22 protein-coding genes are annotated in these 20,645 nt (G+C 76.2%); 13 read left to right on the forward strand and 9 right to left on the reverse strand.

What is annotated here, in order from left to right; translation table 11 throughout:
- Positions 1-46: 46 nt before the first annotated feature.
- The gene (locus IEY94_RS10635; protein ID WP_189169957.1) at positions 47-811 is read right to left on the reverse strand and encodes a maleylpyruvate isomerase family mycothiol-dependent enzyme; all 765 of its coding nucleotides are present in this window, start codon (positions 809-811) and stop codon (positions 47-49) included.
- Between the two features lie 105 nt (positions 812-916).
- Here IEY94_RS10635 and IEY94_RS10640 point away from each other — a divergent pair, with 105 nt between their 5' ends.
- Positions 917-1,969: a UDP-N-acetylmuramate dehydrogenase gene (locus IEY94_RS10640; protein ID WP_189169958.1), complete on the forward strand. Its 1,053-nt coding sequence runs from the start codon at positions 917-919 to the stop codon at positions 1,967-1,969.
- 19 nt (positions 1,970-1,988) lie between these two features.
- Here the strand turns inward: IEY94_RS10640 and IEY94_RS10645 are convergent, their stop codons facing one another.
- Positions 1,989-2,789: a class I SAM-dependent methyltransferase gene (locus IEY94_RS10645; RefSeq protein WP_189169959.1), complete on the reverse strand. Its 801-nt coding sequence runs from the start codon at positions 2,787-2,789 to the stop codon at positions 1,989-1,991.
- The gene (locus IEY94_RS10650; protein WP_189169960.1) at positions 2,786-3,550 is read right to left on the reverse strand and encodes an SDR family oxidoreductase; all 765 of its coding nucleotides are present in this window, start codon (positions 3,548-3,550) and stop codon (positions 2,786-2,788) included. Before IEY94_RS10650 ends, IEY94_RS10645 begins: the two co-directional genes overlap by 4 nt.
- A gap of 139 nt (positions 3,551-3,689) precedes the next feature.
- Between IEY94_RS10650 and mshA the strand changes: the two genes are divergently transcribed.
- Together mshA and IEY94_RS10660 are read left to right on the forward strand one after the other, a co-directional pair.
- Positions 3,690-5,009: a D-inositol-3-phosphate glycosyltransferase gene (gene mshA / locus IEY94_RS10655; RefSeq protein WP_229783533.1), complete on the forward strand. Its 1,320-nt coding sequence runs from the start codon at positions 3,690-3,692 to the stop codon at positions 5,007-5,009.
- A complete protein-coding gene (locus IEY94_RS10660; RefSeq protein ID WP_229783535.1) occupies positions 5,006-5,533 on the forward strand; it encodes a type III secretion system chaperone family protein in 528 nt (175 codons plus the stop codon). The genes mshA and IEY94_RS10660 overlap by 4 nt, the downstream gene beginning before the upstream one ends.
- 341 nt (positions 5,534-5,874) lie before the next feature.
- On the opposite strand, the gene IEY94_RS10665 is transcribed toward IEY94_RS10660, so the two are convergent.
- Positions 5,875-7,212: an MFS transporter gene (locus tag IEY94_RS10665; RefSeq protein WP_189169962.1), complete on the reverse strand. Its 1,338-nt coding sequence runs from the start codon at positions 7,210-7,212 to the stop codon at positions 5,875-5,877.
- A 289-nt stretch (positions 7,213-7,501) separates the two neighbouring features.
- Here IEY94_RS10665 and IEY94_RS10670 point away from each other — a divergent pair, with 289 nt between their 5' ends.
- Positions 7,502-8,251 (forward strand): phosphoglyceromutase, encoded by a 750-nt coding sequence (locus IEY94_RS10670; protein WP_189169963.1) that lies wholly within the window; start codon positions 7,502-7,504, stop codon positions 8,249-8,251.
- Positions 8,252-8,314: 63 nt separating this feature from the next.
- On the opposite strand, the gene phoU is transcribed toward IEY94_RS10670, so the two are convergent.
- Positions 8,315-8,980, reverse strand: coding sequence for a phosphate signaling complex protein PhoU (gene phoU, locus IEY94_RS10675; RefSeq protein WP_189169964.1), 666 nt, complete (start codon positions 8,978-8,980; stop codon positions 8,315-8,317).
- 190 nt (positions 8,981-9,170) lie between these two features.
- On the opposite strand from phoU, the gene IEY94_RS10680 reads away from it, so the two are divergent.
- Complete coding sequence (locus tag IEY94_RS10680; protein ID WP_373291269.1) at positions 9,171-10,427, forward strand: sensor histidine kinase; 1,257 nt, start codon at positions 9,171-9,173, stop codon at positions 10,425-10,427.
- Between the two features lie 34 nt (positions 10,428-10,461).
- Positions 10,462-11,145 (forward strand): response regulator, encoded by a 684-nt coding sequence (locus IEY94_RS10685; RefSeq protein WP_189169965.1) that lies wholly within the window; start codon positions 10,462-10,464, stop codon positions 11,143-11,145.
- On the opposite strand, the gene IEY94_RS10690 is transcribed toward IEY94_RS10685, so the two are convergent.
- A complete protein-coding gene (locus IEY94_RS10690; protein WP_189169966.1) occupies positions 11,127-11,321 on the reverse strand; it encodes a hypothetical protein in 195 nt (64 codons plus the stop codon). The genes IEY94_RS10685 and IEY94_RS10690 overlap by 19 nt on opposite strands.
- Positions 11,322-11,374: 53 nt before the next feature.
- On the opposite strand from IEY94_RS10690, the gene IEY94_RS10695 reads away from it, so the two are divergent.
- Positions 11,375-11,893, forward strand: coding sequence for a DinB family protein (locus IEY94_RS10695; RefSeq protein WP_229783537.1), 519 nt, complete (start codon positions 11,375-11,377; stop codon positions 11,891-11,893).
- 77 nt (positions 11,894-11,970) lie between these two features.
- On the opposite strand, the gene IEY94_RS10700 is transcribed toward IEY94_RS10695, so the two are convergent.
- Entirely contained in the window at positions 11,971-12,822 is an 852-nt protein-coding gene (locus tag IEY94_RS10700; protein WP_189169967.1) for a DUF3109 family protein, read from the reverse strand.
- A gap of 77 nt (positions 12,823-12,899) precedes the next feature.
- Positions 12,900-14,786, reverse strand: coding sequence for a polysaccharide biosynthesis protein (locus tag IEY94_RS10705; RefSeq protein ID WP_229783547.1), 1,887 nt, complete (start codon positions 14,784-14,786; stop codon positions 12,900-12,902).
- 154 nt (positions 14,787-14,940) lie between these two features.
- Between IEY94_RS10705 and IEY94_RS10710 the strand changes: the two genes are divergently transcribed.
- Positions 14,941-16,374 carry a tyrosine-protein kinase domain-containing protein gene (locus IEY94_RS10710; RefSeq protein WP_229783556.1) on the forward strand — a complete coding sequence of 478 codons (1,434 nt, stop codon included), beginning with the start codon at positions 14,941-14,943 and terminating at the stop codon, positions 16,372-16,374.
- Here IEY94_RS10710 and IEY94_RS10715 read toward each other — a convergent pair.
- The gene (locus IEY94_RS10715) at positions 16,358-17,017 is read right to left on the reverse strand and encodes an arsenate reductase/protein-tyrosine-phosphatase family protein (protein WP_229783558.1); all 660 of its coding nucleotides are present in this window, start codon (positions 17,015-17,017) and stop codon (positions 16,358-16,360) included. The two genes, IEY94_RS10710 and IEY94_RS10715, sit on opposite strands and share 17 nt — an antisense overlap.
- 69 nt (positions 17,018-17,086) lie before the next feature.
- On the opposite strand from IEY94_RS10715, the gene IEY94_RS10720 reads away from it, so the two are divergent.
- The 5 genes from IEY94_RS10720 to IEY94_RS10740 all read left to right on the forward strand — a co-directional run bounded on the left by IEY94_RS10720 (position 17,087) and on the right by IEY94_RS10740 (position 20,639).
- Entirely contained in the window at positions 17,087-18,202 is a 1,116-nt protein-coding gene (locus IEY94_RS10720) for a DegT/DnrJ/EryC1/StrS family aminotransferase (RefSeq protein ID WP_189169968.1), read from the forward strand.
- Positions 18,199-18,882: a sugar transferase gene (locus IEY94_RS10725; protein WP_306341601.1), complete on the forward strand. Its 684-nt coding sequence runs from the start codon at positions 18,199-18,201 to the stop codon at positions 18,880-18,882. The genes IEY94_RS10720 and IEY94_RS10725 overlap by 4 nt, the downstream gene beginning before the upstream one ends.
- A gap of 56 nt (positions 18,883-18,938) precedes the next feature.
- Positions 18,939-19,577: a NeuD/PglB/VioB family sugar acetyltransferase gene (locus tag IEY94_RS10730; protein ID WP_189169969.1), complete on the forward strand. Its 639-nt coding sequence runs from the start codon at positions 18,939-18,941 to the stop codon at positions 19,575-19,577.
- A 235-nt stretch (positions 19,578-19,812) separates the two neighbouring features.
- Complete coding sequence (locus tag IEY94_RS10735) at positions 19,813-20,160, forward strand: AbrB/MazE/SpoVT family DNA-binding domain-containing protein (RefSeq protein ID WP_189169970.1); 348 nt, start codon at positions 19,813-19,815, stop codon at positions 20,158-20,160.
- Positions 20,157-20,639 (forward strand): PIN domain-containing protein, encoded by a 483-nt coding sequence (locus IEY94_RS10740; RefSeq protein ID WP_189169971.1) that lies wholly within the window; start codon positions 20,157-20,159, stop codon positions 20,637-20,639. The genes IEY94_RS10735 and IEY94_RS10740 overlap by 4 nt, the downstream gene beginning before the upstream one ends.
- Positions 20,640-20,645 lie beyond the last annotated feature (6 nt).

Below are 20,645 nucleotides of genomic sequence, written 5' to 3' on the forward strand. Positions count from 1 at the left end.
CGCTCCCGCGACAGCGCATGCACCCGGTCCCGGTGGAGCGCCGGCGTCAGCCGGGGCGGAGGGCCGTGAGGAGGGCGGTGTCGCCCGTCGTGGCCAGCGTGCCCATCGGGATCCGGCCCCACAGGGCCAGGTGCAGGTCGCTCGCCGTACCGGCGGCCGTCGCCGTGGTCGGGTGCTCCTCCGAATCCAGCAGGGTGTCGGTGTCCAGCAGGGCGATGCCGCCGCCGCGCAGCCGGACGTACCACTCGCTGGCGATGTCCGTGGCGGTCAGCCGGACCACCCCCTCGTGCGGGCCCGGCGCCAGCCAGCGGCCCGCGGGCAGCCAGGTGTCCAGCACCTCGGTCACGCCGTCGGCGGCCAGCTTGGCCTCGGTCGGCACCGGGGTGCCGGTCGCCGCCTCGGCGTCCCACCGGTGGATGGCCGTCTCCTGGGCGGCCCGGCGGAACCAGAACCCGGCCGTCTTGCTCTGCGGGGCCCAGTTCCACGCCGGCAGCGCCGGGTCCAGGTGCTCCAGCGTCGCCAGCAGCAGCTCGTACCGCTCGGCCCACCACTGCGCCGCCGCGGGCCAGGGCGGGACCTCGACCCGGTGGTCGACCAGCCGCTCGGGCGGCTCGGTCACGCCGCGGTCCACGTGCGATCTCATCCACGAGTAGACCCGGCCGACGTGGCCGACGAGCGTCTCCAGGGTCCAGCCGGGGCAGCTCGGCACCGGGGCGGCGCCGTCCGCCGACTCGGTGGCGAAGCGCAGCGCCGCCCCGTCGTGCCGCAGGGCGGCCAGCCAGAAGTCCTTGCCGCCGATGATCCGGTGCATCCCGCACCCCCTCGCCTCGTGCGGGTCGGCCGGACCCGCGCGCGGTCCACTGCCGTTGGCGGGCCGACGTGGGGGTGACCCCGGCGCCCGGCCTAGGGTGGTGGCGTGTCCGACGATAACTCCGATGTGCCCGCCGTGGCGGATCTGTCGCTCGCCGTCCACACCACGTTGCGCCTGGGCGGTCCGGCCGCGGAGCTGGTCATCGCGGCGAATGAGGACGAAATTATTCAAAACGTCGCAGGTGAGACGCCCTCCGTGGTGCTCGCCGGGGGCAGCAACGTCGTCGTGGCCGACGCCGGCGTACCGGGGCGGGCGCTGCTGATCCGCAGCCGCGGATTCACCCCCCGGCGGGACGGCGACGCCGTCGCGCTGACCGTCGCCGCGGGCGAGCCGTGGGACGGCGTGGTCGCCCGGGCGGTCGAGGCCGGGTACAGCGGGCTCGAGTGCCTGTCCGGCATCCCCGGCTCGGCCGGGGCCACGCCGATCCAGAACGTCGGCGCGTACGGCCGGGAGGTCGCCGAGACGATCACCGCGGTCCGGGTGTACGACCGGGTCGACGGGGTGGTCCGGACGCTCGCCGCGGCCGACTGCGGGTTCGGCTACCGGCACTCGCGGTTCAAGCGCAGCACCCGCTGGGTGGTGCTGGACGTGACGTTCCGGCTGGCCGCGGTGCCGCTGTCCGCCCCGATCCGGTACGCCGAGCTGGCCGGCGCCCTCGGCGTCGAGCCCGGCGGCCGGGCGCCGCTGGCCGACGTGCGGGCGGCGGTGCTCGCGCTGCGCGCCGGCAAGGGGATGGTGCTCGACCCGGCCGACCCGGACACGTACTCGGTCGGCTCGTTCTTCATGAACCCGGTGCTGGACGCCGCCGCGCACGCCGCGCTGGCCGCCCGCGGCGACGCCCCGCGCGGCTGGCCGGGCGCCGACGGCACGGTCAAGCTCAGCGCGGCGTGGCTGATCGAGCACGCCGGGTTCGGCAGGGGGTTCAGCCTCGGCGGCGGGGTCGGACTGTCCACGAAGCACACCCTCGCGCTGACCAACCGCGGCGCCGGCAGCACCGCCGCGCTGCTCGACCTGGCCCGGCACCTGCGGGCCGGCGTGCACGACCGGTTCGGGGTGACGCTGCAACCGGAGCCGGTGCTGGTCAACTGCGCCCTGTAGCGGCGGCCCGGCGCCCGGTTCAACCGTCGCCGGCGACGGCTCCGGGCGGCAGCCCGGCGGCCGCCACCGACCACGGGACGGTCAGCAGCCCGCGCCGGTGCTCGGCGTCGGTGGACAGCAGCGGGTACGCCGCCGCCACCGCCGCGACGGCCCGCCGCCACCGCTGCCGCGCGCCGAACGACCCGGCCGCCGCGGCCCAGCCGGTGTCGAGGGCGGCGAGCAGCGCGTGCACCCCGGTACCGGGGACATTGTGCTGGATCAGCGCCTTGGGCAGCCGCTCGGCGAGCGTCGCCGGCCGGTCCAGGTGGCGCAGCCGGGCGGCCAGCGTCAGCGCGGACGGCACCGGGTCCAGCGTGATCCAGGCGGCGTGCCGGCCCAGCTCGTCGCTGGTCGCGTCGACCAGCGCGCCGCCCGGCGCCAGCGCCCCGGTGACCGCCGCCCAGGCGGCGGGGACGTCGACCGCGTCGTACTGGCGCAGCACGTTCGCCGCCCGGACCAGCACCGGCCGCAGCCCGGCCAGCTCGAACCCGCCGCGGCGGAAGTCCAGCCCCGGCGGGTCGGCGGCGGGCGCCGCCGCGGCCACTCGGGCCGGGTCGATCTCCAGGCCGACCACCCGGACGTCCGGCCGGACCCGGGCCAGCCGCGCCCGCAGCTCCACCGTGGTCACCGGCGAGCCGCCGTAGCCGAGGTCGACGACGAGCGGGTCGGCGGCCGCGCGCAGCCGGTCGGCGTACCGGTCGGCGAGCCACAGGTCCAGCGCGCGCAGCCGCTGCGGGTTCGTGGTCCCGCGGGTGATCACGCCGAGCGGCCGCCGGCTCACGGCACCCGGTGGACCCGGTGCTGCGCCGCCTGGGCCAGCGGCCGGACGACCAGCCGGTCGATGTTGACGTGCGCCGGGCGGCTGGCGCACCAGGCCACGCAGTCGGCGACGTCGGCGGCCACCAGCGGCTCGGCCACGCCCGCGTACACCGCCGCGGCGGCCGCGGCGTCGCCGCGCGTGCGGACCAGCGCGAACTCCTCGGTCCGGACCATCCCCGGGTCGATCTCCACCACCCGGACCGGCCGCCCGCACAGCTCCAGCCGCAGCGTCTCGGCGAACGCCCGCTCGGCGTGCTTGGCTGCGGCGTACCCGCCGCCGCCCTCGTACGTCGCCAGCGCCGCCGTCGACCCGATCACCACGACGGTCCCGGCGGCGGCCTCGACCGCCGGCAGCAGGGCCCGGGTCACCCGCAGCGTGCCGAGGACGTTCACCTCGTACATCCGCAGCCAGTCCGCCGGGTCGGCCGCCTCGATCGACTCGGTGCCGTGCGCGCCGCCGGCGTTGTTGACCAGGAGTGTCACCTCACCGGACAAATCGGCCACTGCGGACGCCAGGCCGGCGACCGCGGCATCGTCGGTGACGTCGCAGGTCACCGCGGTGGCGGCGCCCCCGGCCGCGGTGATCTCCTTGACCAGTGCGTCGAGGCGGTCCGCGCGGCGCGCGGCGGCGACGACGTGGAAGCCCTCGGCGGCCAGCCGGCGGGCGCTCGCGGCGCCGATGCCACTGGAAGCGCCGGTCACGACGGCGATCGGTGTGCTCATGGGCCACATTGTCGCCCGCCGCCCGCCGGCCCGGGCGAGAGGTCGGTCACCGGGGATTCACTTCGGTCGCCGGCGGCGGGAAGATGTCCCGCGGTACGGGCGTTCCCACCGCTGGGCACTCGACCGGAGGGAGCACAGGGTGGCGGAACGGGCAGGGGACACGCCGCGGCGCATCGCCACCGTATCGGTACACACCTCGCCGCTGCACCAGCCCGGCACCGGCGACGCGGGCGGCCTGAACGTCTACGTCGCCGAGGTCTCCCGCCGGCTCGCCGCCCGCGGCGTCGAGGTGGACGTGTTCACCCGGGCCACCGCCGGCGGGCTGCCGCCCGTGGTCGAGATGGCGCCCGGCGTCCGGGTCCGGCACATCGTCGCCGGCCCGTTCGAGGGGCTGGTCAAGGAGGACCTGCCGGCGCAGTTGTGCGCGTTCAGCACCGGCGTGCTGCGCGCCGAGGCCGGGCGGCCGCCGGGCTGGTACGACCTCGTCCACTCGCACTACTGGCTGTCCGGCCAGGTCGGCTGGCTGGCCAAGGAGCGGTGGGGCGTGCCGCTGGTGCACACCGCGCACACGCTCGCCAAGGTCAAGAACGCGCAGCTCGCCGAGGGCGACCGCCCCGAGCCGATGGCCCGGGTCATCGGCGAGGAGCAGGTCGTCGGCGAGGCCGACCGGCTGATCACCAACACCGCCGCCGAGGCGCGCGACCTCGTCGACGGGTACGGCGCCGAGGCCGACCGGGTCGCGGTCGTCGCGCCGGGCGTCGACCTGGAGCGGTTCCGGCCGCCGGCCGCCGGCTGCGCGGCGACCGTGCGCCGCCGGGCCCGCCGCGAACTGGCGCTGCCCGAGGACGGCCGGATCGTCGCGTTCGTCGGCCGGATCCAGCCGCTCAAGGGCCCGGACGTGCTGCTGCGCGCCGTCGCCGCGCTCGCCCGCCGCGACCCGGCCGCCCTCGCCGGGCTCACCGTCGCCGTCGTCGGCGGCCCCAGCGGCAGCGGGCTGGACCGGCCGACCGCGCTCATCGAGCTGGCCCGCCGGCTCGGCATCGCCGACCGGGTGCGCTTCCTCGCCCCGCTGCCGCCGGACCGGCTGGCCGCGCTGTACCGGGCGGCCGACCTGGTGGCGGTCCCGTCGTACAGCGAGTCGTTCGGCCTGGTCGCGCTGGAGGCGCAGGCGTGCGGCACGCCGGTGCTCGCCGCGGCCGTCGGCGGGCTGGTCACCGCGGTCCGGGACGGCGTCAGCGGCGTCCTGGTCGACGGCCACTCCCCGGCCGCCTGGGCCGCCGACCTCGGCCGGCTGCTCACCCGCCCGGCCCGGCTCGCGGCGCTCGGCGCCGGCGCCGCCGCGCACGCCGAGCGGTTCTCCTGGGACCGGACGGTCGACGAGCTGCTCGCCGTCTACGGTGAGGCGATGGTGACGAACCGGCGCCGACTGCGGGCGCTCATGGCCGGGGCGACGCGGTGACGGCCGCCGTCGCCGACCTGATCGAGCGGGTGTGCGCGGAGCGCGAGCTGCCGTGCGAGCGGACCGGGCCGCGGTCGTACGCGGTCACCCTCCCCGGTACGCACAAGCTCAGGACGGTCTGCAACCTGATCGTCGGCGAGCACGCGCTGCGGCTGGAGGCGTTCGTGATGCGCCAGCCGGACGAGCGCCGCGAGGACCTGTGGGCCTGGCTGCTGCGCCGCAACGCCCGGCTGTACGGGGTGGCGTTCTCGATCGACGGCGCCGGCGACGTGTACCTCACCGGCCGGGTGGGCCTGGCCGCGGTCACCGAGGAGGAGCTGGACCGGCTGCTCGGCGCGGTGCTGACGTACGCCGACGAGTCGTTCGACACGATGCTGGCGATCGGGTTCGGCGAGTCGATCCGGCGGGAGTGGCGGTGGCGGCGCAGCCGGGGCGAGTCGGTGGCCAATCTGCGCGCGTTCGCCCACCTCATGCCGGCGGACGCCGCACCGGCCGGATCGGACACCGGGGTCGGCACCGGATAATTGTGATCACTTCCCGTGGTCAACCGGCAACCCGAATGTGACCCGAGCGACATTCGCAAACGGTTGTCGTACATGAATCCTTTCCCTAAAGTCGGAGCCGGCACCGGATTGGGACACGGTGCCGATCCCGGGCTCCACGGCAGTGGCAGCCGCCCGCGCGAGCGGGCCGGCGCCGCGACCGGGTGGAGCATGGGGTGGGGAATGGGCGACCTCGGTCGCCTTGCCGTTGGGGAACGGCCAACGAAACCGGCGGGCCCTGCTGCGCACTCGTGCGCGACAGGACCTCGCCGGTTTCCTTTGTCTCCGGACGATATGGTTCGGGCCCTCTGTCGGCGATGCGGTCAGCGGGCCCGTGCGGGCGTCCCCGGTGGGGGTTCGCCCGCCGCCGCGGGCATGGGCTCGCCGGGCATCGGCTCGGCCGGCAGCGGCCCGGACGCCCCGGACGCGGTCGGCAGGGCGCCGGCCAGGCTCGCCGCGATCGCCATCCGGCGGCGCCGGGCGGGCGCCGCGGCCAGGTGCAGCGCCGCGATGGCCACGCCGATCCCGCCGCAGCCCAGCCAGAGCACCGTGTCGCCGCCGTGCTGCTGTACCCAGCCGCCCAGGATCGGCGCGCTGAAGCTCGCCACCTGCCAGGACAGCGACCACATGCCCTGGTACCGGCCGCGCATGCTGTCCGGCGCCAGCCCGGCGACGAGCGTGTTCGCCGCCGGTACGTTGATCATCTCGCCGACCGTCCACACCAGCACCGTCGCCGCGTAGACCCCGGCGGTGTCGGCGAACGCGGTCAGCGCGAAGCCCACGCCGGTGACCAGGCCGGCGGCGGCCAGGACCGCGGAGTGGTCCCGGCGGCCGAGCAGCCGCGGCACGAACAACTGCCCCGCCACGATCAGCACCCCGTTGACCGCGATCACCCAGCCGAACGTCGCCGGCCCGAGCCCGTCGTGGCCCATCGCGACCGGCAGCGTGGACATGTGCTGCATGACGACGATGGCCAGCAGCAGGTTGCCGAGCAGGAAGACGCCGAACACCCGGTCCCGCAGCACCGCCCGGACGCCCCCGCGCCGGGGCGCGGCCGCCGCCGCGGCGGGCAGCCGCGGGGTGCCGCGCAGCCCCACCGCGACCAGGACGGCCATCGCCACGGTCGTCGCCGCGTCGACGACGAACAGCAGCGCGAAGTCCGCCCGCGCGGCCAGCCCGGCGAGCGCGGCGGCCAGCGCGAAGCCCAGGTTGATCGCCCAGTAGTTGAGGTTGAACGCCCGCAGCCGGTCCCGCTCGGGCACCACGTCGACCATCAGCGCGCCGACCGCCGGCCGGACGCCCTCGGTGAACGTGCCGAGCAGGAACGCCACCGCGACGATCGCCGCCCGGTCGGTCACCGCGCCCAGCGCCAGCATCAGCGCCGCGGCGCCGAGCTGGGCGGTGACCAGCGTCGGCCGCCGCCCCCAGCGGTCGGCGAGCACCCCGCCGGCCACCGCGCCCAGCGCCCCGCCGGCGCCGTACGCGCCGAGGACCAGGCCCGCGTACGCGGGGGAGAAGCCGCGCGCGGTGGTCAGGTAGATCGACAGGAACAGGACGACGAAGCTGCCGACCTTGTTGACCAGGGTGCCGGTCCACAGGATCCAGAACGCCCGGGGCAGCCCGCCCGCGGTCCGGTACAGCCACTGCCGCGCCGCCCGCATCCGCCCCCGCCTTCCGCCGCGCCCCGATGCCGGCCCACCCCGCCCACCGGCCTTCGGTAATGTGCCGTTGCTCCGCCGTACCTTACCGGGGGTCATGCTAGCCGCCCGGCGGGCATCGGCGCACCCGGATATGTGCGGCGGCCGCGCACCCTTCGGCTCCGGCCGAAGGGTGCTGCGCGCGGGCGCCCGGCCGGCCATGCTGGGCGGGCGCACCCGCCGACCCCACGACCCCGCGGCCGGCGGGTGCGCACGCCGCCGGCGGCGCCGGCCGGTAGGGCAGGATGGGGCCATGACTGTGGGTACCCTGGTGCTGCTGCGGCACGGCGAGAGCGAGTGGAACGTCAAGGGCCTGTTCACCGGATGGGTCGACGTCGACCTGACCGCGAAGGGCGAGGCGGAGGCGCGGCGCGGCGGCGAGCTGCTGGCCGAGCACGACCTGCTGCCGGACGTCGTGCACACCAGCCTCCAGCGCCGGGCGATCCGGACCGCCGAGCTGGGCCTGGCCGCCTGCGAGCGGCACTGGATCCCGGTCCGCCGGTCCTGGCGGCTCAACGAGCGGCACTACGGGGCGCTGCAGGGCAAGGACAAAAAGCAGACGCTCGCCGAGTTCGGCGAGGAGCAGTTCATGCGCTGGCGGCGCTCGTACGACACCCCGCCGCCGCCGCTGCCGGACGACAGCGAGTTCGCCCAGGCCGGCGACCCGCGGTACGCGTCGCTGCCGGGCGAGCTGCGCCCGCGCACCGAGTGCCTGCGGGACGTGGTCGGGCGGCTGCTCCCGTACTGGTACGACGCGATCGTGCCCGACCTGCGGCTGGGCCGCACCGTGCTGGTGGCCGCGCACGGCAACTCGCTGCGCGCCCTGGTCAAGCACCTCGACGGGATCTCGGACGCGGACATCGCCGGGCTGAACATCCCGACCGGGATGCCGCTGCGCTACGACCTCGACGCCGACCTGCGCCCGACGGTCGCCCGCGGCACCTACCTGGACCCGGCGGCGGCCGCCGCGGCCGCCGCGGCCGTGGCCGACCAGGGCCGATGACCCGGTCCGCGCGGCCCGCGGCGCCGGCCCGCCGGGCCGCGCCGCCGGGCCGCGCCGGGTCGGTCAGGGGCGCTGGTCGGCGCCGGGGCCCGCGGGCGCGCCCGTGACCAGGTACACGACGTGCTCGCCGACGTTGACGGCGTGGTCGGCGTACCGCTCGTAGAACCGGCCCAGCAGCGCCGCGTCCACCGCCGGCTCGATGCCGTGCGGCCAGCCGGGCCCCAGCACGACCTGGAGGAGCTGGCGGTGCAGCGAGTCCATCGCGTCGTCGGCCTCGTTCAGCCGGGCGGCTCTGGCCGCGTTCGGCGCCGACAGCACCGAGGTCATCTCGGCGACCAGCCGGTCGGCGACGTTGCCCATCTGCCGGAACACCCCGACCAGCTCCTGGGGCAGCGCCGGCGCCGGGTGCCGGCGGCGGGCCGTCCGGGCCACGTGGGTGGCCAGGTCGCCCATCCGCTCGACGTCGCCGGCGATGTGCAGGGCGCTCACCACCGCGCGCAGGTCGCTCGCCACCGGGGCGCGCAGCGCGAGCACGCGGTGCACCCCCTGCTCGACGTCGTGGTACATCGCGTCGATCGCCGCGTCCCGGGCGACCACCGCCTCGGCCAGTTCGAGGTCCGCGGCGATGAGCGCGTCGGTGGCCTGGCTCATGGCCGTACGGACGGCCTCTCCCATCGATACGAGTAGGCGGCCGATCTCCAGCAGGGCGGCGTCGAACTCCTCGCGCATGGTGCTCCTCACCTCGGGTTACGGGTCACGGTAGGGCGGGGGAAGCGGCGCGCGGGTGAACTGCGGTGAACGGTTGCCGGCAGCGCCGTGAACACTGCCTTGCCGCTGTCGCATTCGTCACGAACACTGCCCCGCTGGGGTGAACAATCGACCGTACGATCAGATCGTGGAATCGGCGGTAGGGATGGCGCTGACCGACGCTGCGGTGGTCAGCGCGGTCGCCGGTTTCGCCGGCGGCCTCGCCGCCGCGGCCGGACTGCTCCTCCTCCGCCGGAACTCACGGGTGGCGTCGCTCGGCAGCGGCGTCCGCCGGGCCCCGGGGAGGTCGACCATCGGCGTTCAGCAACTCCCGCTCACCGCGGATGTGCACCGGCGCAGTCTCGACGCGCTGCGCGCCGGCGTCGTGGTGCTCGACATCGACGACGAACCGGTGCTGGTCAATCCGGCCGCCCGCGCGCTCGGCCTGCTCCGCTCCGGCGGCGCGCCCGGCTCGGTCGTCGCCCACCCGATCATCCGGACGCTCGCCGGCCAGGTCCGCCGCACCGGCGTCCGCCGGGAGGTCGAGCTGGACCTGCCCCGTGGCCACGACCGCGCCCAGGACCCGCTCGGCATCCACCTGTGCGCGGTCTCGCTCGGCGGCGGGTACGTCGCCATCGAGGCCGCGGACGTCACCGAGGCGCACCGGGTCGCCCGGGTGCGCAAGGATTTCGTCGCCAACGTCAGCCACGAGCTGAAGACGCCGATCGGCGCGCTCCAGTTGCTCGCCGAAGCGCTGCTCGACGCCACCGACCCGCAGACGATCGCCGAGGACCCGACCGAGGACGTCGCCGCCGCGCGCCGGTTCGCCGAGCGGATCCAGATCGAGTCCACCCGGCTCGGCCGGCTGGTCAACGAGCTGCTGGAGCTGTCCCGGCTGCAGGGCGGCGAGCCGCTGCCGGACCTGCTCCCGGTGTCGCTGGACTGGGTGCTGGCCGAGGTCGTCGACCGGTCCCGCACGGCGGCGCACGCCAAGCGGATCGAGGTCCGGGTCGTCGGCGGCAAGGGCTACACCGTCTACGGGGCGGACACCCAGGTCGCCACGGCCGTGGCCAACCTGGTGGAGAACGCCATCGCGTACGCCGGCGAGGGCACGAGCGTCACGGTCCGGGTGGTGCCGGAGGACGAGTACCTGGCCATCTCGGTGACCGATGAGGGGATCGGGATTGCCGCTGCGGACCTGGACCGGATCTTCGAGCGGTTCTACCGTACGGATCAGGCGCGTTCCCGGACGACCGGCGGAACCGGCCTCGGGCTGGCGATCGTCAAGCACATCGCCACCAACCACGGCGGCCGGGTCGACGTGCGCAGCACGCTGGGTGAGGGCTCGACGTTCACCCTGCGGCTGCCCGCCCGCCCGCCGGACGAGTCGTTGACGACACCGATCCCCGGTGGGATCGGCGGACACTAACGCGGCGTACGCCGCGTAGAGGGAGGAAGTTCAGTTGGCCCGGGTACTGGTCGTGGAGGACGAGGAGTCGTTCTCCGACGCGCTGTCGTACATGCTGCGCAAGGAAGGCTTCGAGGTATCGGTCGCCCCGACCGGTACGTCGGCATTGACGGAATTCGACCGGACCGGCGCTGATATCGTCCTGCTCGACCTGATGCTGCCGGAGATGGCCGGCACCGAGGTGTGCCGGCAGCTCCGGCAGCGGTCCGCCGTACCGATCATCATGGTCACGGCCCGGGACAGCGAGATCGACAAGGTGGTCGGCCTGGAGATCGGCGCCGACGACTACGTGACCAAGCCGTACTCGCCGCGCGAGCTGGTCGCCCGGATCCGGGCGGTGCTGCGCCGCCGCTCCACCGAGCCGGTCGAGTCGACGGCCGGGACGCTGTCGGCGGGGCCGGTCCGGATGGACGTCGAGCGGCACGTGGTCACGGTCGACGGTTCACCGGTGCAGTTGCCGCTGAAGGAGTTCGAGCTGCTGGAGCTGCTGCTGCGCAACGCCGGGCGGGTGCTGACCCGGGGTCAGTTGATCGACCGGGTGTGGGGCGCGGACTACGTCGGCGACACGAAGACGCTGGACGTGCACATCAAGCGGCTGCGCTCCAAGGTGGAGCCGGAGCCGTCGTCGCCCCGGCACATCGTCACCGTCCGCGGCCTGGGCTACAAGTTCGAACCCTGATCCGACACGAGTACGGCCGGGTCGCCGGCGAGCCGGCGCAGGAGCGGCGCGTGCCGCTCGATGATCTCGTCCGCCAGGGCGGCGAATTCGACCTCCGCCGGGTGCTCCGGCCCGGCGGGGCGGGCGGCCGGCGCGCGGATTCCCTCGAGGTGCCGCTCGTCCGTGGGCGTGGCCATGCCCGTCATGGTGGCAGAGTGGGGGCCACGATCGCATCGGGTGGGGAGCAGCCGTGGACAGTGACGTCGATCCGGTGCTGGACGGGCCGGGGCTCGGCGAGACCGGTACGTGGGAGCTGCTCGTCGGCTACCTGCGCTGGTACCGCGCCGCCCTGCACCGCAAGCTCGAGGGCCTGACCGACGCGCAGCTCCGCACCCCGCTGCCCCCGGTCGGCTGGGCGCCGCTGGCCCTCGTCCAGCACCTCGGCTGGATGGAGCAGCGGTGGCTGGTGTGGGGCTTCCGCGGCGAGTCGGTGCCGGCCCGCCCGCCCGGCGGCGCGGCCGCGGAGTGGCGGGTCGAGCTGCCGACGGACGGGATCCTCGCCGGGTACGCCGCCCGGACGGCCCGGTCCGACGCGATCCTGGCCGGCGCCGCGGTCACCGACGTGGCCGCGGTGGGCGGCCGGTTCAGCCGGGCCGCGACGGCGCCGTCGCTGGGGCGGATCCTCGCGCACATGGTGCAGGAGTACGCCCGGCACGTCGGCCAGCTCGACATCGTCCGCGAACTGATCGACGGCCGCACGGGCGAGTAGCGCCCGCGGGGTCGGCCCACGGACGGCGGCGTACCCGCGGCACGGTCAGCGCCACGATCCGCGCGGACGGAGAGGCGCTAGGGGATCGGGTGCGGCGGGGCGGCCGGTTCGGCGCCGCCGGGGGTCGGGTACGGGTGGGTCGCCGCCGTCGTCGCCGGGTGCGGGGCGAGCTGCCCGCCGTTCGCCCGCGCGCCGCACAGCCGGGCCAGCTCGGTGTACGCCGGCTCGCCGATCAGGGCGACCAGCTCCGGCGCGTACGACACGTACACCGGCTCGGCGCCGACGTGCGCCTCCGGCGACGAGGTGCACCACCAGTGCAGGTCGTGGCCGCCCTCGCCCCAGCCGCGACGGTCGAACTCGCCGAGCGTGGTCAGCAGGATGCGGGTGTCGTCGGGGCGGTCGACCCAGTCCTGCTCGCGGCGGATCGGGAGTTGCCAGCAGACGTCCGGCTTGTACTCCAGCGGGTGCGCGCCGTCGCGCAGCGCCTGGCCGTGCAGGGCGCAGCCGCCGCCGCCGGGGAAGTCGGCGTCGTTGAGGAAGACGCACGGGCCGTCGTCGCGGGTGGCCGTGCGCCGGGCCGGGGACTCGCCGTCGACGCTGTCCATCTCGGTGTAGTTGGCGAAGCCGCGGCGGTAGTGCTGCCAGGTGGCCCGGCCGAGCCGGGCGGCGGCGGCGCGGACCCGCTTCTCGTCGTCGGCGTCGGTGAAGAACGCGCCGTGCGAGCAGCAGCCGTCGGCGGCCCGGTCGGCGATGATGCCGTGGCAGCCGCGGCCGAAGACGCAGGTCCAGCGGGACAGCAGCCAGGTGAGGTCCGCCCGGACGCGGTGCTCTGCGTCCGCCGGGTCGGCGAACTCGATCCACTCGCGGGCGAAGTCCAGGCCGACCTCGCGGTCGCGCGGAAGGATCGTCACCGGGGTACGGGTAGCCACTCGCTGAGGGTAGGGGAGCGCGGCGCCGGACGGCCGGCTTCCGGGCGGATGTCGCTCCCCGGATGCGGACCGGCGGGTCAGGCCCCGTCCCGCGGTGGGCTGGCCGCCGCCGATGCCGGCGTGACCGCTGCCGGCGGCATCGGGGTCGGCGGCATCGGGGTCGGCGCGGCCGGGGTCGGGGTGAGCAGCCGGACGGCCGCCGCGTGCGGGACCGGCGCGGCGCACAGCTCGGCCAGCGCCGCCCGGACCGCCGCCGGCTCGCCGTGCGGGTCCAGCCGGTCGAGCAGGGCCGGGTCCAGCGGCGGTACGGCGACGTGCGAGATCATCGGGTGGATCGGCCGGGCGTCGCGCTCGCCGGTGCCGAACAGGTCCTCGTGCACCTTCTCGCCCGGCCGCAGTCCGGTGTAGACGATCTCGGGGGTGCGGCCCATCATCGCGCCCATCTGGTGCGCGACGTCGACGATCCGCACCGGCGGGCCCATCTCCAGGATCAGCGCCTCGCCGGCCCGGCCGATCTCGGCCGCCCGCAGGACCAGGGCGACCGCCTCGCGGACGGTCATGAAGTACCGGGTGACCTCGGGGTGGGTGACGGTGACCGGGCGGCCGGCGCGGAGCTGGGCCCGGAACGCGGTCAGCACCGAGCCGCGGCTGCCCAGCACGTTGCCGAAGCGGACGGACAGGAACGTGCCGGCGGCCCGGCCGGCGGCCTCGGCGGTGAGCCGCTCGGTGATCCGCTTGGACAGGCCGAGGACGCTGGTCGGGTTGGCCGCCTTGTCGGTGGAGATGTTCACGAACCGGTCCACCCCGCCGCAGGCGGCCAGGACGTTGAGCGTGCCGACGATGTTGGTCTTGACCGCCTCGGCCGGGTGCGTCTCCAGCATCGGCAGGTGCTTGAGGGCGGCGGCGTGGAAGACCACGTCGGGGCGGCGGGTGGCGGCGATCCGGCGCAGCGCGGCGGCGTCGCGGATGTCGGCCAGGATCGTCTCCGGGCCGTCCAGCAGCGCCCGGCCGGACATCGAGAGCTGGGTGGCGTGCAGGGCGGACTCGTCGCGGTCCAGCAGCATCAGCTCGGCCGGGTCGAGGCGGGCGATCTGCCGGCACAGCTCGGAGCCGATCGAGCCGCCGGCGCCGACCACCAGGACCCGCCGGCCGGTCAGGTACGCCGCCGAGCCGGCCAGGTCGGGCGGGACGGGGTGCCGGCCGAGCAGGCTGGCCACGTCCCACGCGCCGGGCTCGTCGGCGCCCTCGATGAGCAGGTTCGTCTCCGGTACCGGCTGGACCGCGGCGCCCGCGGCCCGGGCCTGCCGGTACAGCGCGTCGAGCCGGTCCGGCGGCACCGGCGAGGTGAGTACGACCAGCCGGGCGCCGGTGGCGGCGATGGCGGGGGCGACGTCCGCGCGGTCGCCGACGACCGGCACCCCGCCGTCGGCGGCGGCCGGGTCGACGGGGTGGTCCGGGACGAGGCCGACCGGGCGGTACCGGCAGCCGTCGTCGGTGCGCATGAGGCCGGCGAGGGCGTACGCGCTGGCCGCGCTGCCGTACAGCAGGACGGGCGTGCGGCCGGCCGGGCCGCTGCGGCGGCCCCGGCGGCGGTCCCAGCCGGCCCGGCCGGCGAGGATGAGCGCGGCGGCGACGGCGCAGCCGGTGGCGGTCGCGTCGGCGGGCAGCAGCGCGCCGGCCGCGGGCAGCGCGAGCGCGACGACCACGGCGGCGGCGAGCAGCAGCGTCCCGGCGAGCCAGGCGGTCGCCCCGCGGCCGGTCAGCGCGGCCGGCGGGCGGGGGGTGACGCGCAGCAGCACCTGGTGCAGGCCGAACGCCACCGCACTGGTCACCACCAGCGGGTCGGGGCGCGCGCCGCCCGGCCCGGCGGCGAGCGCGCCCGCGGCGAGGCCGAGGGTCCAGGCGACGGCGTCCGGGACGGCCCAGCCGCTCGGCGGAGCGGGGGGCGGTTCGCGCACGGTCACGACGGCAACACCTGCCCTGGGTCTATGTGGGGCTTCGGTGAGCGTATGGGGGCCGGGGGCTGCTCCTCCCCGAATTCGGCTAATCGGGGTTCTCCGGCAATCAGTGACCATATAGTCGGTTCGCGGCCTTTGTCCGAGACTATGGGGTGATCGGGTGAACGTGCGCGACCTGCTGCGCATCCTCCGCAAGCGCTGGTGGCTGGTGCTCGGCGCGGTGACGGTGGCGCTCAGCCTCGCCGCGGTCGTCACCGTGCGGACCACGCCGCGGTACCGGACCGACCTGACCTTCTTCGTCACCACCCCGAACTCGGGCGTGGGCGAGGCGTACGAGGGCGGGCTGTTCTCGCAGGCCCGGGTCAAGTCGTACGCGGCGCTGCTGAGCAGCGACCGGCTCGCCGCCGCGGTGGCCCGCAAGGCCAACACCGGCCTGTCCCCGGACGCCGTCCGCCAGCGGGTCAGGGCCGAGCCGAACCCGGACACCGTCCTGCTCGACGCCACCGTCACCGACGAGTCCCGGCAGCGCTCGACGCTGCTGGCCCGGCACGTGGCGACCGAGTTCGAGGCGCTGGTCGAGCTGCTGGAGACGCCGCCGGGCGCGCCGAAGTCCTCGGTCAAGGTCGAGGTCGTCGCCGGCCCGACCCTGCACCCGGATCCGGTCGAGCCGCGGCCGCTGCGCAACTTCCTGCTGGCCGGGCTGCTCGGGCTGCTGCTCGGCGCCAGCGCCGCCGCGCTGCGCGAGCTGCTCGACACCACCGTCAAGACGGCCGAGGCGCTCAGCCACGCGGCCGGGGCGCCGGTGCTGGCCGCGGTGCCGCTGGAGAGCGCGCTGCGCGACGCCCCGCACCGGCTGGTCACCACGATGGCGCACACCCCGCGGGCCGAGGCGCTGCGCCAGCTCCGGACGAACCTCCAGTTCGTGGACGTGGACCACCCCGTCCGGACGGTGGTGGTGACCAGCGCGATCGCCGGCGAGGGCAAGTCCTCCACGGCGTGCAACGTGGCCACGCTGTTCGCCGAGGCCGGCCGCCGGGTGCTGCTGGTCGACGCCGACCTGCGCCGGCCGCGGGTGGCCGAGTACCTCGGGCTGGAGGGCGCCGCCGGGCTCACGACGCTGCTGGCCGGGCAGGCGACGATCGACGACGTGGCCCAGCCGTACGGCACCCGGATGTGGGTGCTGCCCTCGGGCTTCCAGCCGCCGAACCCGTCCGAGCTGCTCGGCTCCGAGCACATGTCGGTGCTGCTGGACATGTTCCGCGAGCGGTACGACATCGTGGTCGTCGACTGCCCGCCGCTGCTGCCGGTCACCGACGGCGCGATCGTCGCCGCCCGGGCGGACGGGGCGCTGCTCGTCACCCGCGCCCGGCGCACCAACGTCGCCCAGGTCGAGGCCGCCGCGGCGGCCCTGCGCTCGGTGGACGCCCGGCTGCTGGGCTGCGTGTTCAACATGGTCACCCGCGGCGACGGCGACCCGTACGGCTACTACGACTACGGCACCGCCGTCGCCATCGGCCGGCACGCCGGGCCGCGGGCGACCGGCCCCGGCGGGCTGCCGGACCCGCGTCCCGAACCGGTCAGCGCGGGTCGATGACCGCGGCGACCCGGCCGACGGCGCGCCGGATGGTCTCGGCGCAGTCGCGGAACGCGGTCAGCGGTCCGCCGACCGGGTCGGCCAGGTCCTCCTCGGCCGGGTCGCCGGCCGGCGCGAGCGCGCGCAGCCGCGGCACCGCGGCCAGCAGCCCGGCCAGCCCGCCGGCCGGCGCCGGCGCCGGGGCGAGCGCGCCGACCGCGCCCGCGGCCACCGGCCGCGGCTCGGCGGCGAGCAGCGTGAGCAGCAGCGGCTCGGCGGCCGCCCGCGGGCCGGCGATGCGGTCGGCGTGCGGCAGCGCGGCGGCCAGCCGGGCGAATTGCAGGAGCGTGAACGTCCGCCCGACCGCGGCGGGGACCAGCCGGACGCAGGCCGCCCGCTCCGCCCGGCTCGCCGTCAGCACCAGGTCGGCGCCGTGCAGCAGGACCGGGTCCAGCCGGCGGCTGCGGAACCCCTCGTCCAGCAGGCCGGCGCGGCGCAGCACCTCGGCGGCGTGCGGGTGCATCGGCTGGTCGTCGCGGGCGTGCGTACCGGCGCTGGCCACCTGCACCCGCGGCCCGAGGGCGGCGGCGGCCAACCGCTCGGCCATCGGCGACCGGCACAGGTTGGCCCGGCAGACCACGAGGATGCGGAAGTCCTCGACCACGGTTCCCTCCCCGTCGGCGCGGCACCGGGCGGCCCCGGTACGAAGTCACGATATATCGGGAGTGGCCGAATGACCCGCGTGCTGCTCTCCCCGCCGGACATCGGCCCGCTGGAGGAGGAGTACGTCCTGCGCGCCCTGCGCTCGGACTGGCCCGCGCCCGGCGGCCCGGAGGTGGCCCGGTTCGAGGACGAGCTGGCCGCGTCCGCCGGGGTGCCGCACGTCGTCGCGGTCAGCTCCGGCACCGCCGCGCTGCACCTGGCCCTGCTCGCCGCGGGCATCGGGCCGGGCGACGAGGTGGCGGTGCCGACGCTGACGTTCGCCGCGACCGTCCACGCCGTCCGGTACACCGGGGCGCGGCCGGTGCTGGTCGACGTCGACCCCGCCGACGGCACGCTGGACCCCGAGCTGCTCGCCGACGTGCTCGCCGCGCGGCCGGCCGTCCGGGCGGTGGTGCCGGTGGACCTGTTCGGCCGGTGCGCCGACCACGCCCGGCTGGAACCCGCGTGCGCGGCGGCCGGCGCCGCGCTGGTCGTGGACGCCGCCGAGTCGCTGGGCGCCGCCCGGCACGGGGTGCCGGCCGGGGCGGCCGGGCGGGCGGCGGCGTTCTCGTTCAACGGCAACAAGATCATTACCACCTCCGGCGGCGGCGCGGTCGCCACCGCCGACGCCGCGCTCGCCGACCGGTGCCGGCACCTGGCCAACCAGGCCCGGCTGCCGGTGCCGCACTACGAGCACGACGAGCTGGGGTACAACTACCGGCTCAGCGCCCTGCTCGCCGCCCTCGGCCGGGCCCAGCTCCGCCGGCTGCCGGAGCTGTTGAAGCGGCGGCGGGCGATCCGCGAGCGGTACGTCGCCGCCCTCGCCGGCCGCCCCGGCGTGCGGCTGCCCGGCGCCGACGACCCCGACGCGAACTGCTGGCTCACCCCGCTGCTGGTCGACCCGGCCGACGCCGGCTGGACCGCGGGCGCGCTCGCCGCCCACCTCGCCGCCGCGGGCGTGGAGACCCGGCCGATGTGGCGGCCGATGCACCGGCAGCCGGCCAACGCGGGGCTGCCGGCGTACCGGACCGGGGTCGCGGACCGGTGGGCGGCAACCGGCCTGATGCTGCCGAACGGGTCGGCCACCGACGACGCCGCGCTGGACCACCTGTTCGGCGCGCTGCGGGCGTTCCCGGGGTGGGCGTGACGGGGACCGGGCGGCGGGCGGCCGGCGGGCGTACCGGTCGCGGGCGTCGGTGGTACCGGCGCGGCAAACGGCTGCTCGACATCGCGGGGGCGGCGGCGCTGCTGCTGCTCGCGGCCCCGCTGTACGCGGCGGTCGCGGCGACGGTGTGGGCGGCGCTCGGCCGGCCGGTGCACTTCCGCCAGGTCCGGCCGGGGCTCGGCGCGCGGCCGTTCGCGCTGGCCAAGTTCCGCACGATGCGGCCCGTCGGGCCCGGCCGGGTCAGCGACGCCGACCGGCTCACCCCGGTCGGCCGGTGGCTGCGCCGGACCAGCCTGGACGAGCTGCCGACGCTGTGGAACGTGCTGCGCGGCGAGATGAGCCTGGTCGGGCCGCGGCCGCTGCTGCCGGAGTACCTGCCGCGGTACTCGGCCGCGCAGGCCCGCCGGCACGAGGTGCGCCCCGGTGTGACCGGGCTGGCCCAGGTGCGCGGGCGCAACGGCGTGCCCTGGCCGCGCCGGCTGGCCCTGGACGTCCGGTACGTGGACACCTGCTGCCTCGGGCTGGACCTGCGCATCCTCGCCGCGACCGCGGCACTGGTCTGGCGCGGCACCGGGGTGGCCGGCCCCGGCTCGGCCACGATGGAGGAGTTCCGCGGCCAGCCGGCGGGGGCGCCGCGGGTGACGGCCGGGGCGCCGCGGTGACGGCCGGAGTGCAGCGGTGACGGCCGGGGCGCAGTGGTGATGGTCGGGGCGCCGCGGTGACGGGCGGGGCGAAGCCCGACGGGGTGGTGGTGCTCGGCGCCGGCGGGTTCGGCCGCGAGGTCGCCCAGTACGCCGAGGAGACGTGGGGCGCGGGCGTGGTCCGCGGCTTCCTGGACGACCGGTACAGCACCGGCGCCGACCTCGGCGCCGAGGCGCCCGTGCTGGGCGGCACCGACCTGATCGAGTGCGGCGCCGACTACCTGGTGGCGATCGGCAACGCCCGGGCCCGGGCGCGGCTGGCGGCCGTGGTCGCGGCGCGCGGCGGCCGGCTGGTCACGCTCTGCCACCCGGCGGCGCACGTGGCGCCGACCGCGCGGCTCGGCGCGGGGTGCGTGCTGTGCCCGTTCGCGTTCGTCGGGGCCGGGGCGTGGGTGGGCGAGAACGTGGTGCTGAACACGTACGCGTCCGTCGCGCACGACGCGGTCGTCGGGCGGGACTGCGTGTTCTCGCCGTACGCGACGGTCAACGGCGAGGTGGTGCTCGGCGCCGCGGTGTTCCTCGGCACCCGGGCGACGGTGACGCCCCGGCACGAGGTGGGGGCGGGGGCGGCGCTGAGCGCGGGGGCGGTGGCGTTCCACGACATCGCCGCGGGCACGGTGGTCGCCGGCAACCCCGCGGCCGTCCGCCGCGACTGACTCCCGCGCCGCCGTCATTCGCGAATCGTCGCCACCCGGACGCGCGACGATCGGACTCGGACGCCCCGCGGCAGCTCCGTCGGCAATAGCGGTCTCGACTGACGATAACGGACGTGAGGTGCGACGCGACCCGGTATTCGTGGCACGATTTCCGATCATGCCAATATCAGCGTAGTGTGGCGGATGCGGTCAAGTGGGCAGGTGCTGAACCTCGCCGGAGAAGGGGAGCTGAGCCATGCAGCATGCGGGGCTGGCCCGTCCAGAGCCCGAGACGATCCCGAGCCGGGTCACCGGCAACCGGGTGCAGATCCCGCTGGAGGTGCGCCGCACCCTGGACCTGCAGCCGGGCGACCGGTTGGTATGGATCACCGACGCCACCGGCGTGCGGGTCACCACCGCCCGGGCGCTGGCCGAGGCGGTCTGGGCCAAGAACACCGGCGGCGACGCCGGCGATTCCGGGGAGTACGTGCGCGCCCAGCGCGACGCTGAGGAGCAGCGCGTCCGGCACACCGACGAGGCCGACTGGGCCGGCGTCGACACCGGCAGCGCCAAGCTCGCCGCGGCGCTGTTCCCCGGCGCGTGAGCGCCCCGGGGTCGGCGGGTAAGACCGTCCTGGTCTTCGACACCTCGGCGGTCCTGGCCTGGCTGCTGCAGGAGGTCAATCGGTGGAAGCGGATCGACAACGTGCTCAAGCATCCGGACGTCGAGGCCGTTCTGCCGGCGGCCGCGGTTGCCGAGGTGCTGTACGGCGCACCGATGCGCGGCAACACCGCCACCCGCGACGAACTGCTGGTGAGCATGGCCGCGCATCTGCGCGTGGAGCCCGTAACCGCCGAGGACGGCGCGTGGGCCGGCGACCGGATCCTTGAATCGCACCGCAATCCGGTGGTCTGGCCGCCGGAGAAGAAGCGGAAGAACAGCACGCTGGCCTTGGGCGACGGCTTGGTCCTGGCCGTGGCTCACCGACTCCGCGCCCCGGCGGTCACCTTCGACGCCGCCTGGGCGAAGTTCCGCACAATGGAGTTCAGGCTGTTCAACCCGTACGACGTGCCCAACACCTGAGCTCGC

Source organism: Pilimelia anulata, from assembly GCF_014647895.1.
In the GTDB taxonomy this organism is placed as follows: Bacteria; Actinomycetota; Actinomycetes; order Mycobacteriales; family Micromonosporaceae; genus Pilimelia; species Pilimelia anulata.

Excerpts from the sequence above, each read along its gene's own strand:
- IEY94_RS10635 (WP_189169957.1), bottom strand. The coding sequence starts at position 811 with ATGCACCGGATCATCGGCGGCAAGGACTTCTGGCTGGCCGCCCTGCGG.
- IEY94_RS10650 (WP_189169960.1), bottom strand. The coding sequence starts at position 3,550 with ATGAGCACACCGATCGCCGTCGTGACCGGCGCTTCCAGTGGCATCGGC.
- IEY94_RS10665 (WP_189169962.1), bottom strand. The coding sequence starts at position 7,212 with ATGCGGGCGGCGCGGCAGTGGCTGTACCGGACCGCGGGCGGGCTGCCC.
- IEY94_RS10670 (WP_189169963.1), top strand. The coding sequence starts at position 7,502 with ATGACTGTGGGTACCCTGGTGCTGCTGCGGCACGGCGAGAGCGAGTGG.
- phoU (WP_189169964.1), bottom strand. The coding sequence starts at position 8,980 with ATGCGCGAGGAGTTCGACGCCGCCCTGCTGGAGATCGGCCGCCTACTC.
- IEY94_RS10690 (WP_189169966.1), bottom strand. The coding sequence starts at position 11,321 with ATGGCCACGCCCACGGACGAGCGGCACCTCGAGGGAATCCGCGCGCCG.
- IEY94_RS10720 (WP_189169968.1), top strand. The coding sequence starts at position 17,087 with ATGACCCGCGTGCTGCTCTCCCCGCCGGACATCGGCCCGCTGGAGGAG.
- IEY94_RS10735 (WP_189169970.1), top strand. The coding sequence starts at position 19,813 with ATGCAGCATGCGGGGCTGGCCCGTCCAGAGCCCGAGACGATCCCGAGC.